This window comes from Caballeronia sp. LZ019 (assembly GCF_031450825.1).
Taxonomy (GTDB): Bacteria; Pseudomonadota; Gammaproteobacteria; order Burkholderiales; family Burkholderiaceae; genus Caballeronia.
Genome location: NZ_JARTVZ010000005.1, coordinates 441170 through 456008, shown reverse-complemented (window position 1 = coordinate 456008; position 14839 = coordinate 441170). Strand labels below are relative to the sequence as shown.

Below are 14839 nucleotides of genomic sequence, written 5' to 3'. Positions count from 1 at the left end.
TTATGCCGTGCGAAGGCGCGAGCGGCGCAGGAACGAGGGGATGGAACTCACGACATCCGGCTTGCCCTCGTTGCCCGCGATGAACGGGCTCCACGGTTGAGCGCGAACCGCCGTCTTCGTTTTCCACACGACGTTGAACTGGCCGTCGCCGCGAATCTCGCCGATCATCACCGGCTTGTGCAGGTGATGGTTGCCGTCCATCGTGAGCGTGAAGCCCGAGGGCGCGGCGAACGATTGTCCGACCATCGCGACGCGCACTTTGTTGACGTCGGTGCTCTTCGCTTTCTCGACGGCCTGTTTCCACATGTGGATGCCGACGAAGGTCGCTTCCATCGGGTCGTTCGTGACACGCTTGTTTCCGCCCGGCAGGTTCTGCGTCTTCACCCATTCGGCGAATTGCGTTTCGAACTTCTTGTTGGCGGGGTTCTTCACCGACATGAAGTAGTTCCATGCGGCGAGGTGTCCGACGAGCGGCTTGGTATCGATGCCGCGCAGTTCTTCTTCGCCGACCGAGAACGCGACGACGGGCACATCGGTGGCCTTCAGCCCCTGGTTGCCGAGTTCCTTGTAGAACGGAACGTTCGAGTCGCCGTTGATCGTCGAGATGACGGTGGTCTTTCCCCCTTGCGCGAAGGTCTTGATGTTCGCGACGATGGTTTGATAGTCGCTATGTCCGAACGGTGTGTAGACCTCTTGAATATCCGCATCCTTCACGCCTTTCGAGTGCAGGAAGGCGCGCAGGATCTTGTTGGTCGTCCGCGGGTAGACGTAGTCGGTGCCGAGCAGGAAGAAGCGTTTGGCGCTGCCGCCTTCCGGTCCCATCAGATATTCGACGGCGGGGATGGCCTGCTGATTCGGTGCGGCGCCTGTATAGAAGACGTTGCGCGACATTTCTTCGCCTTCGTATTGCACGGGATAGAAGAGCAGGCCGTTGAGCTCTTCGAAGACGGGCAGCACCGATTTGCGCGATACCGAAGTCCAGCAGCCGAACACGCATGCGACCTTGTCTTGCGTGAGCAGTTGGCGGGCCTTTTCGGCGAAGAGCGGCCAGTTGGAGGCGGGATCGACGACGACAGGTTGAAGCTGACGTCCCATGACGCCGCCGTTCTTGTTGATATCGGCGATGGTCATGAGGGCGGTGTCCTTGAGCGATGTTTCGGAGATCGCCATGGTGCCGGACAGCGAATGCAGAATGCCGACCTTGATCGGACCGTTCGTGTCGGCGGCTTGCGCTTTCGATATCGGCAGTTGGCCTGCGATGGCCAGTGCGCCCGACATGGAGCCGAGTTTCAGCAGACTGCGTCGTTTCATTTTTTGGTTTCCCCTCTTGGCGGATTTGGCTCTTGCATGCTTGCTTTCTGTTGCTCGCAGGGTGGTTTGCAAGGGGTATGCCAATGGGGGCCGTTTGCACGGCTGGCTTGGGTTTGCTGGGGTTTTTCACTCCAGTTCTTCTTGTTCGCTTGGGCTTGTTCTGGATTGTTTTGGTGCACTGCCCGTGCGGGTTGCATCGTTGCGGTGCGCTTAGGGATTTCTTTTTCCTTGCAGGGGCTTCTTCGTTGAGCTTGTATTCGTGTCGGTCTATTAGTGCGCCCCTCCCCGGGGCGGGGGTCACTTTCTTTGCTGCTGCAAAGAAAGTAACCAAAGAAAGCAGCTTTTCCGGCCCGAAGCAGTGACTGTTTCGCCACTCCGTAGATCATCGGTGGCACTCAGCTTGACACAGCCTTGAATCACCTTCCACGCCCACTGACGACTAACGTCCTCCGAGCCCCCTGGCTCGACAACACCACCACGACACACAACACCACTCTCTAAGAAATAAAGCGGAAGCAAACCCATACACCGCTAGCCGCTAGCCAAAAGCCAAAAGCCAAAAGCCAAAAGCCAAAAGCCAAAAGCCAAAAGCCAAAAGCCTCGAACGCAACTTAAAGCGCACGAGTACGACCAAGCGAAAGGGCCGACTTCCACGGCGAATGATGGCCGAGGCCGTACAGGAGGGAAGTCGGTTGCGATCGACAAGCGCTTTAGGGAAATGGGAAGTTATCGAGTGATTTGCTTGGGCGGGGTGGTGACAGTCCTGATGGTGCTAACGAGCCAGGGGGCTCGGAGGACGTAAGTAGTCAGTGGGCGTGGAAGGTGATTCAGGGCTGTGTCAAGCTGAGTGCCACCGGTGTTCTACGAAGTGACCACACAAATCAGTGCATCGTGCGGTTCAGAAAAAAGCTGCTTTCTTTGGTTACTTTCTTTGCAGCAGCAAAGAAAGTAACCCCCGCCCCGGGGAGGGGCAAGCTAATAGACCGACACGAAAACAAGTTCACCGTAAGAAAAAAACTCACCGATTGACCATCCGCGCCGGAACACTAAGCGCGAGCAAAGCCCCAAGCACGAGGAAACAAGCGAGCATATACATCCCACTAGAGTTAGACCCAGTGACCTGCTGGTGTTAACGAGCCAGGGGGCTCGGAGAACGTAAGTAGTCAGTGGGCGTGGAAGGTGATTCAGGGCTGTGTCAAGCTGAGTGCCACCGGTGTTCTACACAGTGACCACACAGTCAGTGCATCGTGCGGTTCAGAAAAAAGCTGCTTTCTTTGGTGACTTTCTTTGCATGGGACCAGAGTAGGCGCTAAAGCGCCAACTCTGGTTGACAGCCAAGAAAGTGACCCCCGCCCCGGGGCTCACCTTTACCCACAAAGTGGAATCACTCGTTTTGCCGGAAGATCCGATACATCTCGGTGATCTCGTGCAAGGTGAGAAAGCCGCGCCACATGACGGTCGGTCCGGGTGGCGTGTCATGCTTGCGATTCAGATATCCGCCGAGCTTGGCGATCCACAACACGACTTGTGCAAGTGTTGGGGGGGCGTCAGGCAGTTTGGTCGTGCCATGTACGCGGCAGTACAACGCGCGCCATTCGACCGGCTGTAGCAACACCTCGCATGGCAAGTCGCCGTCCATCCGGGCGAGCAGCGTCGCGTACAGAATACGCCAGCTGATCACTGCAAATAGCGCAGTGGCCCGCACGAAGCGATCGAGGTTGCCGAATTGCCGCGCCTCGACACGGCACCCGCTCTTGAGCACGCGATGCCATGATTCGATGGTCCACCGGCGGGCGTACCATGCGAGACGTTCAAGGGCTTCGGCGTGCGTTCGCGTGGGCACCGAACTTAGCAGCAGCCATTCGAGCGGCTCGATGCCTTCGCTGGTGTCAGTCTCCAGGGCGTGGATGGCAAACACTTCAACTTCCGGTAACTTCTCGCTGCGACGCGCGCGCGGTGGGCGAAGCCGCACTGGGATACAGCGCACTGTCAGGCGTGCGGTGCGCGCCAGCCTCTTCGCGGTGGCAGGCACCTGGAGTTCGGTTTCGCCCAACACTGGCGCGGCTAGCACGGTTTGCCAGAGATACGCTTCGGGGTGGGCGACGCGCCGATTCCAGGACGCGCGGACTAGCCAATCGACGCCAGCAGGCCGGTTGGCCAAAAACACGTCATAGACGTCGCCCTCGCGATCGCTCACGCCGACGATGCGCGTGTTCGGGCAGTACGCCTTGAGTGCGGCAAGATGCTCGCTACCTTCGAGCCACTTGACGCTCTCCTTCTCACGGATAGTCCGGTGCCTGCGTTGGTGTTTCTTGCCGAATTCTTCCTGCGGGCGCACCCAGGTCTTCATGCCCAGCACACCAAGTGGCAAGCCCTCGGGTGTAACCGCCAGCAGGCTGTGCATCAGGAACCCGCGTTCGTTACCGCCCGTGCCATAGCCCAGACCCTGTGTCGCCGGCAGATGGGTGAGATTGAATTCGGTCGTGTCCTGGGCCGCCAGCACGATTGGCAACTGCCGCATGCGATTCAGCGTCTGGCCAATATGCGAGCCCAGCACGCCGTCGGTATTGACCTGCGGATTGTCGAAAAAACGGTACGCCGCCTTGAGCTGCGGGCCATCAAGCGACTGCGGAAACGAGCACTGTGGACTGAGCGACAGCCGGCGCGCGAGCGCAACCAGACGCTGAGTCAGGCGTGCGTCGCCCAGCTCAGCCGCGCCGAACTCCTCATTCGCCCAGTCGTCAAGCTCGTCGGTGTCAGGCACTGCCGTACATCGCCGTCAACGAAGTGCATCGACGTTAACATCGCCTACCGTCGTTTACAAGCACGTTCGGCCTTGCAACATTGCTGCCGTACCGACTTGTCGGGAATCCTCAGGCCCCGGGGAGGGGGAGCAAGCAGACCGACACGAAAACAAGTTCACCGCAAAAAAAACTCACCGATTGACCATCCGCGCCGGAACACTAAGCGCAAGCAAAGCCCCAAGCACAAGGAAACAGGCAAGCATATACATCCCACTAGAGTTAGCCCCAGTAACCTGCTTAAGCCAGCCCACAAGATAAGGACTAAGAAACCCAGCCAGATTACCGAGTGAATTGATCATGGCGATGCCAGCAGCGGCTCCAGTGCCAGCAAGAAACGCCGTAGGCAAGCTCCAGAACAACGGCAAAGTAGTGAGAATGCCCATCGTGGCAAGCGTAAGTCCGAGCATCGCAAGCGCGGTATTCCCGGCCCAGACCACCGAAAGCACGAGCCCAATGGCCCCAACAAAAGCCGGCACGGCAATATGCCACCGACGCTCGCCGCGCTTGTCCGCACTGCGCGCCACGAGCAGCATGCCAACCACCGCAGCCCCATAAGGAATCGCCGACAGAAGCCCGATCATCAACGCATCCGTCACGCCCGTCGCCTTGATAATCGTCGGCAACCAGAAACTCACGCCATAAAGACCCATCACGAACGAAAAATAAATCAGGCTCATCAGCCAGACCTTCGGGCTCGACAAGATACGCCTGATCGGCGGATCCTCCTTCTCGACGTTATCCGCCGCGATATTGCGCTCCAGTAAGTCGCGCTCTTCCTGCGTCAGCCACTTGGCCTTGGATATGCGATCGTCCATCATCAACAGCACGACGATGCCCACGATCACCGACGGAATGCCCTCCAGCAGCAACAGCCATTGCCAGCCATGCCAGTTGTTCATGCCATCGAAGGTCTTCATGATCCAGCCCGACACCGGCCCGCCAATCAGTCCCGACAACGCAATCGCCGTCATGAACAGCGTCGTCATCCGTCCGCGCCGCTGCGCCGGATACCAGTACGTCAGATAAAGAATGATGCCGGGAAAGAAGCCCGCTTCCGCGACGCCGAGCAAGAAGCGCATCACGTAGAACATCGTGGGCGTGGTGACGAACATCGTGAGCGCAGAGATGATGCCCCACGAAATCATGATCCGCGCAATCCACACACGCGCGCCGACCCTGTGCAGAATGACGTTGCTCGGTATCTCGAAGATGAAATAGCCGAAGAAAAAGATGCCCGCGCCGAAGCCATATACGGCATCCGACAAGCCGAGATCGGCGGACATCTGCAGCTTCGCAAAGCCGACGTTCACGCGATCCAGGTAAGCCACCACGTAACAAATCAGGAGCAGCGGCGAGAGCCGCCACGCGACCTTCCGATACGTCGCTTCCTCAAAGCTCGAAGGCGCACCCGCGCCCGGGCGCTGCATGGGATTGGCAGTGCTGGACATCTCGTCTCCTTACGCTCGTGCGAACGCGAGCATCGTTATGTTTGCGTAAGGATTCTAGCCGCTCGGCTGCACGCCAAGCGGCTGTTTTCGATGGGGAAAACACCGATGAAGCCCGCACGGTGCGCCCGTTACGCCGCGTCAGACGCAGCGTCCGCCATCCACTTCGAGCGCGACGCCCGTGATGAACTCGGCATCGTCGGAAGCGAGGTAGAGCGCCGCGTTCGCGATGTCCTGCGGCGTCGAAAGGCGGCCGAGCGGAATCGTCGCAAGGAACTTCTGACGGTTCGCGGGGGTGTCCTCCATGCCCATGAACTCGGAAAGCAAGCCCGTCTCGCCCATCACCGGATTGATGCAGTTCACGCGGATGCGGTCCGGGCCCAGTTCGACGGCCAACGCCTTGCTCGCGACGATCACCGCCGCCTTGCTGCCGTTGTACCAGACGAGTCCGGGACGCGGCCGCACGCCCGCCGTTGACGCAACGTTGATGAACGCGCCGCCGCCTTGCTCCCGGAAATACGGCACGAACTGCTCGACGCTCCAGTAGATGCTTTTCACGTTCACCGCATAGACGCGATCGAACTCCGCCTCCGTCACATCGAGCACGGGCTTGTTACGGTGCGTCGTGCCCGCATTGTTGACGACGACCTGCACGCTGCCGAAGTCGTCGATGGCGGCATCGAAGAGACGCTGCCAGTCGTCGCGCTTCGTGACATCGCCCTGAACGGCGATGGCGCGTCCGTGCTTCGCTTCCGGCGACGAAGCCAGCGCAATCTCGCTCGCCACGCGCTCGGCCGCCGCGCCGTTCAGATCGTTCACGACCACGTTCGCGCCTTCGCGTGCGAACGTCTTCGCGATGCCTTCACCGAAACCCGAGCCCGCGCCCGTCACGATTACCGTTTTGCCTTGCAGTCGCATGTTGTCTCCTGTTGATGGCTATGCGTCAGCCGTGCTTGATTGCAATGGTCTTGAGCGTCGTGAAGCCATAGAGCGCCTCGAAGCCTTTCTCGCGTCCGTGTCCCGAATGCTTGACGCCGCCGAACGGCAACTCGACCCCGCCGCCCGCGCCATAGTTGTTGATGAACACCTGGCCCGAACGCACGCGCCGCGCGAGCCGCATTTGCCGTGCGCCGTCGCGCGTCCAGATGCCGGCGACGAGGCCGTAATTCGTGTCGTTGGCGAGTTTCAATGCGTCGGCTTCATCGTCGAAAGGCATCACGGCGAGCACCGGGCCGAACACTTCCTCACGCGCGAGCCGATGCGTGCGCGGCACGTCGCGCAACAGCGTCGGCGCCTGATAGAAGCCCGCTTCGGGGGCTTCGGTGACGACCTCGCCATGCGCGGCCATCGCGATGCCGTCGTGCTGGGCATCGGAAAGAAAGTCCCACACGCGCTGCTGCTGCTTCGCGCTGATGAGCGGGCCGCAGTCCAGATCGAGCCTGCTCGGGCCGACCTTCAGCGCCGCGAACGCCTCTGACAGTCTCTCGATGAGCGGCTCGTAAGCCGCACGCTCGATCAAGACGCGGCTGCCCGCCGAACACGTCTGCCCCGCGTTCTGCACGATCGCCGCGACCAGCACGGGCAGGGCGGCGTCGAGATCCGCATCGGCGAAAACGATCTGCGGCGACTTGCCGCCCAGTTCCAGCGTGACGGGCACATGGTTGTCGGCGGCCATCTTCGTGACCGCTGCGCCCGTCATCGGCGAACCGGTGAAAGAAATATGGTCGATGCCCGGATGACGCGCGAGCGCCGCGCCGGCTTCGTGTCCGTAGCCGGTGACGATGTTGAGCGCGCCTTCCGGCAACCCCGCCTCCGCGGCCAGCTCCGCGATGCGCAAGAGCGACAGGCACGCGTCCTCCGCCGGCTTCACGACGCACGCATTGCCCGCAGCCAGCGCGGCGCCGACGCTGCGTCCGAAGATCTGCAGCGGATAGTTCCACGGCACGATATGGCCAGTCACGCCATGCGGCTCGCGGATCGTGAGCACGGTGTAGCCGGATTGATAAGGCAGCGTCTCGCCGTGCAGCTTGTCGGCGGCGCCCGCATAGAACTCGAAGTACCGTGCGATGCCGGTCGCGTCGGCGCGCGCCTGCGTGAGCGGCTTGCCGGTGTCGCGGGCCTCGATCTGCGCGATATCCTCGTGACGCGCGGCGATCAGCATCGAGAGGCGAGCGAGGATGCGCCCGCGCTCGGCGGCGCTCGTCGCGCCCCATGCGCCGTCATAGGCGGCGCGGGCGGCGCTCACGGCGCGGTCGATGTCCGCGCTCGTGCCGCGAGCGATCTCCGAGAACACTTGCCCGTCCGATGGATCGACGACCGGAATGGTTTCGCCGACCGACGGCGCGGTCCATCGGTTGCCGATGAAATGCTTGCCTTCTTCCATGCGTGTCTCCTTGTGATAGTCCGTCTTCGCGTATCGATTATCCCGCCATCCGTGCTGCATGGCGCGCCAGGCAGGCCCGGTCCGGCAGGCTCGTTTGGCTATAATGCCTGAAGTGTTTCACCTCGCTGCGCCGGCGTTTCATGCGTCGCCTGCTTTACAAACCAACTTCTCCAGAGAGCGCTCATGAGCTTCAACAACGTACCTCCCGGTAAGGATCTCCCGCAGGATTTCAACGTCATCATCGAAATTCCCGCACAGAGCGATCCGGTCAAATACGAAGCGGACAAGGACATGGGCCTGCTCGTCGTCGATCGATTCATCGGCACCGGCATGCGCTATCCGGCGAACTACGGCTTCATTCCGCAGACGCTGTCGGGTGACGGCGACCCCGTCGACGTGCTCGTCGTCACGCCGTTCCCGCTGCTCGCCGGCTCGGTCGTGCGCGCACGTGCGCTCGGCATGCTGCAGATGACCGATGAGTCGGGCGTGGACGCGAAACTGATCGCCGTGCCGCACGACAAGATCTGCCCGATGACGGCGAACATCAAGTCCATCGACGACGTGCCCGAATATCTGAAGGATCAGATCAAGCACTTCTTCGAGCAATACAAGGCGCTCGAGAAGGGCAAGTGGGTGAAGGTGGAAGGCTGGGCGGGCATCGACGCCGCGCACAAGGAAATTTCGGAAGGCGTCGCGAACTACAAGAAGTAAGCGCGTCTTATCGATGAAAAGCGCCGCCGCGCGATAGAAGCGCGGCGGCGCTTTTTATTTTTCTTCTGCTGCCTCGATTTCTTTCCGAGGCAACACGGATTCAAGCGTTCTTTCTCCCGCGATCAGCGCGCGCTTTTGCTGCACCGGCAAGCGCTTCACCCAATACTCGGCGCGCGACGCTTCCGACCGTCCGGACAATTCGAACGACGCCATCACCCTGAGCGGCTTTCTCGTTCGCGTATAACGCGCGCCCTTGCCGCTCGCGTGCGCGGCGAAACGCGCATCGACATCGGTGGCGATGCCGGTGTACAGACTGCCGTCGGCACATTCGATCAGATAGAGAAACCACGGCATCGCGTCGTATCGGCAATGGGAAAGAATTGCCGGGCATTATCGCCGATACACATCGCATCGGCCCATGCCGACGCCTTTTATCGACTTGCGCGAAAATAGCCGCTTCGCGCATGACGCGCTCATCGGTCACACAGCGAGGTAGCCTGTTGAATCGCGAAGTCGAAATTCATGTGGTCGATACGCTCGACGATATTTCAACGGACGACTGGAATCGCCTCTCCGGCGACAATCCCTTCGTGCGGCACGGCTTTCTTCGCGCGTTGCAGGACACGCAATGCGCGGTGAAGCGCACGGGCTGGCGCGCGCACCATCTGATCCTGCGGCGCGGCGGCGATTTCGCAGGCGCGATGCCGCTGTATCTCAAGTCGCATTCACGCGGCGAATACGTGTTCGATCACGCCTGGGCCGATGCCTTCGAACGCCACGGCCTGCGCTATTACCCGAAGGCCGTATCGGCGGTGCCGTTTTCGCCGGTGACAGGGCCGCGTCTCATCGCAGCGGAACACGAGGATCGCGTGTTGCTCGCGCGCGGCGCGATCGAGCTGACGCGCCGGCTCGACATCTCGTCGCTGCACGTGCTGTTTCCGCATGCGCAGGACCTCGACGCGCTGACGGACGCCGGCTACATGCTGCGCGAAGGCGTGCAGTTCCACTGGGAGAACTTGCCCGGCGAAGGCTACGCGAGCTTCGACGCCTTCCTCGCGACGATGAGTCACGACAAGCGCAAGAAGGTCAAGCAGGACCGGCGCCGCGTGATGGAAGCGGGCGTGCGTTACACGTGGCTGCGCGGCGCGCAGATCGACGACAGCGCGCTCGACTTCTTCTACGACTGCTACGACAACACGTACCGCGAGCACTGGAACGCGCCGTATCTGTCGCGCGAGTTCTTCGGACAGATTCACGCCGATGCCCCCGACAGCATGCTGCTTGTTATCGCCGAAGCGGACGGCGAGCGGCTCGCGTGCGCGCTCAACATGATCGGCGGCGACACGATGTACGGCCGCTACTGGGGCACGCGCGAGTTCATCTCGGGGCTGCACTTCGAGACGTGCTACATGCAGGGCATCGCGTATTGCATCGAGCACGGACTCGCGCACTTCGAAGGCGGCGCACAGGGCGTGCACAAGATGTCGCGCGGCCTGCTGCCGACGCCGACATGGTCCGCGCACTGGATCGCGGATCAACGTTTCGCGCATGCGATCAGCGAGTTTCTGGATGCCGAAACCACCGCGATGAACGAGCACATCGAAGAGCTCGAAGCGCATACGCCGTTCAGAAAAACCAGCGAAAGCCCCATGCGATAATCGTTTGAACGCTTCGCTATGTCCGACACACACGCGCAAACAACGATGAACACGAGCAAGAACTTCTTCAACTTATACAGTCACGATTTCGCGCGCGTCGCTGTCGCCATCCCGAACTGCAAGGTGGCCGATCCCGCCTTCAACGCGGAAGCGACGATCGCGCTCGCAAGGCAGGCGGCCGCGCGCGGCGCGGTGCTCGTCGCGTTCCCCGAGCTCGGCTTGTCCGCTTATACATGTGACGATCTCTTCCATCAAAGGCCCTTGCTCGATGCGTGCGAAGAAGCGCTCGGAAGCATCGTCGAGGCGTCGAAGGGCTTGAAGATCGCGATGATCGTCGGCTTGCCCGTGCGCGCCGAGCACAAGCTCTTCAATTGCGCAGTGGTCGTGGCGAACGGCGTGATCCGCGGCGTCGTGCCGAAGAGCTATCTGCCGAACTACGGCGAGTTCTACGAAGCGCGTCAGTTCAGCCCCGCCGATGCCGCCACCACGCGCACGCTCTCGCTGTGCGGTCAGGAGGTACCGTTCGGCGCATCGCTGCTGTTCCAGATCAAGGACCTGCCGCTCTTCCGGTTCCACGTCGAAATCTGCGAGGACGTGTGGGTGCCGATCCCGCCGTCGTCGTTCGCCGCGCTCGCGGGTGCGACGGTGCTCGTGAACCTGTCGGCGTCGAATATCGTCGTGGGGAAGTCGGCGTATCGGCATCAGCTCGTCGGGCAGCAGTCCGCGCGTTGTGTCGCCGCTTATCTCTATACGTCGGCGGGCGAGGGCGAATCGACGACCGACCTCGCATGGGACGGGCAGGGCCTCATCTACGAAAACGGCGAGATGCTCGCGGAGTCCGAGCGTTTCGCGGGCGAATCGCATGTGATCTTCGCGGATGTCGATCTGGAACGGCTCTCGCGCGAGCGCATGAAGCAGACCACGTTCGGACGATCGACGGCGCGCCATGCCGATGAAGTCGCGAAGTTCACCGTCGTGGAGTTCGCGCTGGCGGCGCCGGTCGAAGGCGCGCTGCCGCTGGAACGGCGTGTCGCGCGCTTCCCGTATGTGCCGGCCGACCGCACGCGCCGCGACGCGCGATGCAACGAGGTCTACAACATCCAGGTTCAGGCGCTCTTGCAGCGGCTGCGATCGTCGGGGATATCGAAGGTCGTCATCGGCGTATCGGGCGGTCTCGACTCCACCCATGCCCTGCTCGTGTGCGCGAAGGCGATGGACCGTCTCGGCCTGCCGCGCTCGAACATCCTCGCCTATACGATGCCCGGCTTCGCCACCAGCGACCGCACGCTGCGACAGGCGCGCGAGCTGATGGAGGTGATCGGCTGCACGGCCGGGGAGATCGACATTCGCCCGAGCTGCACGCAGATGCTCGCGGACATCGGCCATCCGCACAGCGAAGACAACGCGCAATACGACATCACCTATGAGAACGTGCAGGCCGGCGAACGCACGAGCCATCTGTTCAGGCTGGCGAACCTTCATCACGCGATCGTCATCGGCACCGGCGATCTGAGCGAGCTTGCGCTGGGATGGTGCACGTATGGCGTAGGCGATCACATGTCGCATTACAACGTGAACGCGAGCGTGCCGAAGACGCTCATCACGCATCTGGTGCGCTGGGTTGCGGAGTCGGGCGCTATCGGCGATGCCGGAACCGACGTGCTCGAACATATCCTCAGCACCGATATCAGTCCCGAACTCATTCCGGGGAAAGCAAGCGGGGCGCTGGAGCAGAAGACGGAAAGCGTCATCGGGCCGTACGAGCTGCAGGACTTCAATCTCTACTACACGATCCGCTTCGGCTTCGCGCCATCGAAGGTCGCGTTCCTCGCGCACGCCGCCTGGCGCGACCGCGAGGCGGGCGACTGGCCCGAAGACCCGAACGTCGTGCGCAATCAATACGGGCTTGCCGACATCCGCAAGAACCTGCGCATCTTCCTCGACCGGTTCTTTCGCACGAGCCAGTTCAAGCGTTCGTGCATCCCGAATGCACCGAAAGTGGGATCGGGCGGTTCGCTGTCGCCGCGCGGCGACTGGCGCGCGCCGAGCGATTCGCAGGCCACCGTCTGGCTCAGGGACCTGGAGCGGATTCCCGAGACCGACTGACGTTCATCCTCATCTTCGTGTTCGAGGAATCGCAGGGCCTTGCAAAACCCGACTAGAATCGAAAGCATCCGTCACGCGAGTGACGACCACTTCTCTGAACTCTTGACTCCGAAGCGAGGCACGCCATGAAACGCATCACCGCCATCATCAAACCGTTCAAGCTCGACGAAGTTCGCGAAGCGCTCGCCGAAGTCGGTCTGACGGGGCTCACGGTCACGGAAGTGAAGGGCTTCGGCCGCCAGAAAGGGCATACCGAGCTCTATCGTGGTGCGGAGTACGTGGTCGACTTCCTGCCGAAGGTGAAGATCGAAGTGGTCGTGGCGAACGATCAGACCGACCAGGTCATCGATGCGATCATCGGCGCCGCGCGCACCGGCAAGATCGGCGACGGCAAGATTTTCGTCGCGGATGTCGAGCGCGTCATCCGCATCCGCACCGGCGAGGAAAACGAAGCGGCAGTCTGAGCGCCGCGCGTTTCTCTCCGCCGCATTCGAAGACAAGCCCGCTCGCCCGAGCGGGCTTGTTTCTTTCTGCGCCCGCATCGCGTGCACCCGCTCGATGCGCGGCGCTTCTCCGATTCCTCGAAGCCGCGATCATCGCCGTGCGGTAACATCGGCTCAAATAATACTTTTGTAAGGAATCACTCGATGCACCACGCGATCGGCTTCATTCAGGATCTCGCTGTCATCATGGCCATCGCGGGCGTCGTGACGGTGCTGTTTCATCGCTTGCGGCAACCGGTCGTGCTGGGCTATATCGTGGCGGGCGTCATCATCGGCCCCTATACGCCGCCGTTTCAACTCATCAACGACGAAGCGACCATCCAGACGCTCGGTGAAATCGGCGTCGTCTTTCTGATGTTCTCGCTCGGGCTCGAATTCAGTCTGCGCAAGCTGTTTCGCGTCGGCGCGACGGCGTTCGTCGCGGCGCTCTCGGAAATCGTGCTGATGATCTGGATCGGCTTCGAGATCGGCCGATGGTTCGGCTGGAACGCGATGGACTCGCTCTTTCTCGGCGCGATGCTCGCCATCTCGTCGACCACGATCATCGTGAAGGCGCTCTCCGAACTCGGCATGAAGCGCGAGAGCTTCGCGCAACTCGTGTTCGGCATCCTGATCGTCGAAGACATCCTCGCCATCGCGATGCTCGTGCTGCTGTCGGGCATCGCGCAGACGGGTTCGGTGAGCGCAGGCGTCGCGGTCGTGACGCTCGGCAAGCTGCTGCTTTTCATGACGGTATCGCTCGTCGTCGGCATTCTGACGGTGCCGCGCGCGCTCAATTACGTGGCGGGCGCGAAGAGCGACGAAATGCTGCTCGTCACCGTGCTCGGCTTCTGCTTCGGGTTCTGCCTGCTCGTCGTGAAGCTCGATTATTCGATCGCGCTCGGTGCGTTTCTGATCGGCGCGATCATGGCGGAATCGAAGCATCTCGCGCGCATCGAACACTTGATCGCGCCGGTGCGCGACATGTTCTCCGCGATCTTCTTCGTGACCATCGGCCTGCTGCTGAATCCGACGGTGCTCGTCGATTACGCATGGCCGATCGCCGTCATCACGATCGCGGTGGTGCTCGGCAAGATCGTGTCGTGCGGGCTCGGCACGTTTCTCGCGGGCAAGGACGGACGCACGTCGATGCGCGTCGGCATGAGCGTCGCGCAGATCGGCGAGTTCTCGTTCATCATCGCGTCGCTCGGGCTGTCGCTGAAGGTGACGAGCAGTTTTCTGTATCCGATTGCGGTCGCCGTGTCCGCGCTGACCACGCTGTTCACGCCGTATCTGATCCGCGCCGCCGATCCGCTGACGCTGCGCCTCGCCCGCGCGATGCCCGCGCCGCTCGCGCATACGTTCGGGCTCTATTCGCAATGGCTCTCGAGCCTGACGCCGGCAACCGGCGGCGCGACGCTCTTCTCGATGACGCGGCGCATCGTGCTGCAGATCGCGGTCAATCTCGCGCTCGTCGCCGCGATCTTTCTCGGGGCGTCGTATTCGGCGCCGTTCGCATCGCAATACTTGTCCCGCTGGCTGGATACCGACAATGCGCAGCGCGTCGTGCTGTGGGGCGCCGCGCTCGTCGTCGCGCTGCCGTTTCTGGTGGCGGTGTATCGCAAGCTGGAGTCGCTCGCGCTGCTGCTCGCCGAAGTCAGCGTGCAGCCGGCGAAAGCGGGGCGCTTCACGAGCGCCATCCGCACGGCGATTTCCGGCCTGATTCCGATCGTAGCCATGTTCGGCGTCTTCCTGCTCGTCGCGGCGCTGTCGGGCGGCATTCTCCCGCCGTTCGGCCTGATGATCGGCGTGCTGCTGTGCGCGGCGCTGCTGCTGACGGTGCTGTGGCGCTGGTGCGTGAAAATCCACGCGACGATGCAGATCGCATTGTGCGAGACGCTCGAGGAGACGCGGGATCACTGAGCGGCGGGGTTCGTCG

11 protein-coding genes are annotated in these 14839 nt (G+C 61.8%); 5 read left to right on the top strand and 6 right to left on the bottom strand.

The window, feature by feature from the left end:
* The 5 genes from urtA to P9255_RS15515 all read right to left on the bottom strand — a co-directional run bounded on the left by urtA (position 1) and on the right by P9255_RS15515 (position 7943).
* Entirely contained in the window at positions 1 to 1311 is a 1311-nt protein-coding gene (gene urtA / locus P9255_RS15535) for an urea ABC transporter substrate-binding protein (RefSeq protein WP_309789994.1), read from the bottom strand.
* A 1384-nt stretch (positions 1312 to 2695) separates the two neighbouring features.
* Entirely contained in the window at positions 2696 to 4075 is a 1380-nt protein-coding gene (locus P9255_RS15530) for an IS4 family transposase (RefSeq protein ID WP_309789499.1), read from the bottom strand.
* A gap of 171 nt (positions 4076 to 4246) precedes the next feature.
* Complete coding sequence (locus tag P9255_RS15525) at positions 4247 to 5563, bottom strand: MFS transporter (protein ID WP_309764282.1); 1317 nt, start codon at positions 5561 to 5563, stop codon at positions 4247 to 4249.
* A 138-nt stretch (positions 5564 to 5701) separates the two neighbouring features.
* The gene (locus P9255_RS15520) at positions 5702 to 6478 is read right to left on the bottom strand and encodes an SDR family oxidoreductase (RefSeq protein WP_309764283.1); all 777 of its coding nucleotides are present in this window, start codon (positions 6476 to 6478) and stop codon (positions 5702 to 5704) included.
* A gap of 25 nt (positions 6479 to 6503) precedes the next feature.
* Positions 6504 to 7943, bottom strand: coding sequence for an aldehyde dehydrogenase family protein (locus P9255_RS15515; protein ID WP_309789993.1), 1440 nt, complete (start codon positions 7941 to 7943; stop codon positions 6504 to 6506).
* A gap of 183 nt (positions 7944 to 8126) precedes the next feature.
* On the opposite strand from P9255_RS15515, the gene ppa reads away from it, so the two are divergent.
* Positions 8127 to 8654, top strand: a complete 528-nt coding sequence (ppa, locus tag P9255_RS15510) for an inorganic diphosphatase (protein WP_309789992.1) — start codon at positions 8127 to 8129, stop codon at positions 8652 to 8654.
* Positions 8655 to 8708: 54 nt separating this feature from the next.
* Here the strand turns inward: ppa and P9255_RS15505 are convergent, their stop codons facing one another.
* Positions 8709 to 9008 (bottom strand): GIY-YIG nuclease family protein, encoded by a 300-nt coding sequence (locus tag P9255_RS15505; protein WP_309764287.1) that lies wholly within the window; start codon positions 9006 to 9008, stop codon positions 8709 to 8711.
* A 146-nt stretch (positions 9009 to 9154) separates the two neighbouring features.
* Here P9255_RS15505 and P9255_RS15500 point away from each other — a divergent pair, with 146 nt between their 5' ends.
* The 4 genes from P9255_RS15500 to P9255_RS15485 all read left to right on the top strand — a co-directional run bounded on the left by P9255_RS15500 (position 9155) and on the right by P9255_RS15485 (position 14823).
* Positions 9155 to 10312, top strand: a complete 1158-nt coding sequence (locus P9255_RS15500) for a GNAT family N-acetyltransferase (RefSeq protein WP_309764288.1) — start codon at positions 9155 to 9157, stop codon at positions 10310 to 10312.
* A gap of 18 nt (positions 10313 to 10330) precedes the next feature.
* The gene (locus tag P9255_RS15495) at positions 10331 to 12418 is read left to right on the top strand and encodes an NAD(+) synthase (RefSeq protein WP_404980356.1); all 2088 of its coding nucleotides are present in this window, start codon (positions 10331 to 10333) and stop codon (positions 12416 to 12418) included.
* Between the two features lie 125 nt (positions 12419 to 12543).
* A complete protein-coding gene (glnK, locus tag P9255_RS15490) occupies positions 12544 to 12882 on the top strand; it encodes a P-II family nitrogen regulator (RefSeq protein ID WP_008342452.1) in 339 nt (112 codons plus the stop codon).
* Between the two features lie 183 nt (positions 12883 to 13065).
* Positions 13066 to 14823 (top strand): cation:proton antiporter, encoded by a 1758-nt coding sequence (locus tag P9255_RS15485; protein ID WP_309764289.1) that lies wholly within the window; start codon positions 13066 to 13068, stop codon positions 14821 to 14823.
* Positions 14824 to 14839: the final 16 nt, after the last annotated feature.

Bases quoted from the DNA above. Each gene is read 5' to 3' on its own strand.
- urtA (WP_309789994.1), bottom strand. From the start codon at position 1,311: ATGAAACGACGCAGTCTGCTGAAACTCGGCTCCATGTCGGGCGCACTG.
- P9255_RS15525 (WP_309764282.1), bottom strand. From the start codon at position 5,563: ATGTCCAGCACTGCCAATCCCATGCAGCGCCCGGGCGCGGGTGCGCCT.
- P9255_RS15520 (WP_309764283.1), bottom strand. From the start codon at position 6,478: ATGCGACTGCAAGGCAAAACGGTAATCGTGACGGGCGCGGGCTCGGGT.
- P9255_RS15515 (WP_309789993.1), bottom strand. From the start codon at position 7,943: ATGGAAGAAGGCAAGCATTTCATCGGCAACCGATGGACCGCGCCGTCG.
- ppa (WP_309789992.1), top strand. From the start codon at position 8,127: ATGAGCTTCAACAACGTACCTCCCGGTAAGGATCTCCCGCAGGATTTC.
- P9255_RS15505 (WP_309764287.1), bottom strand. From the start codon at position 9,008: ATGCCGTGGTTTCTCTATCTGATCGAATGTGCCGACGGCAGTCTGTAC.
- P9255_RS15495 (WP_404980356.1), top strand. From the start codon at position 10,331: ATGTCCGACACACACGCGCAAACAACGATGAACACGAGCAAGAACTTC.
- glnK (WP_008342452.1), top strand. From the start codon at position 12,544: ATGAAACGCATCACCGCCATCATCAAACCGTTCAAGCTCGACGAAGTT.
- P9255_RS15485 (WP_309764289.1), top strand. From the start codon at position 13,066: ATGCACCACGCGATCGGCTTCATTCAGGATCTCGCTGTCATCATGGCC.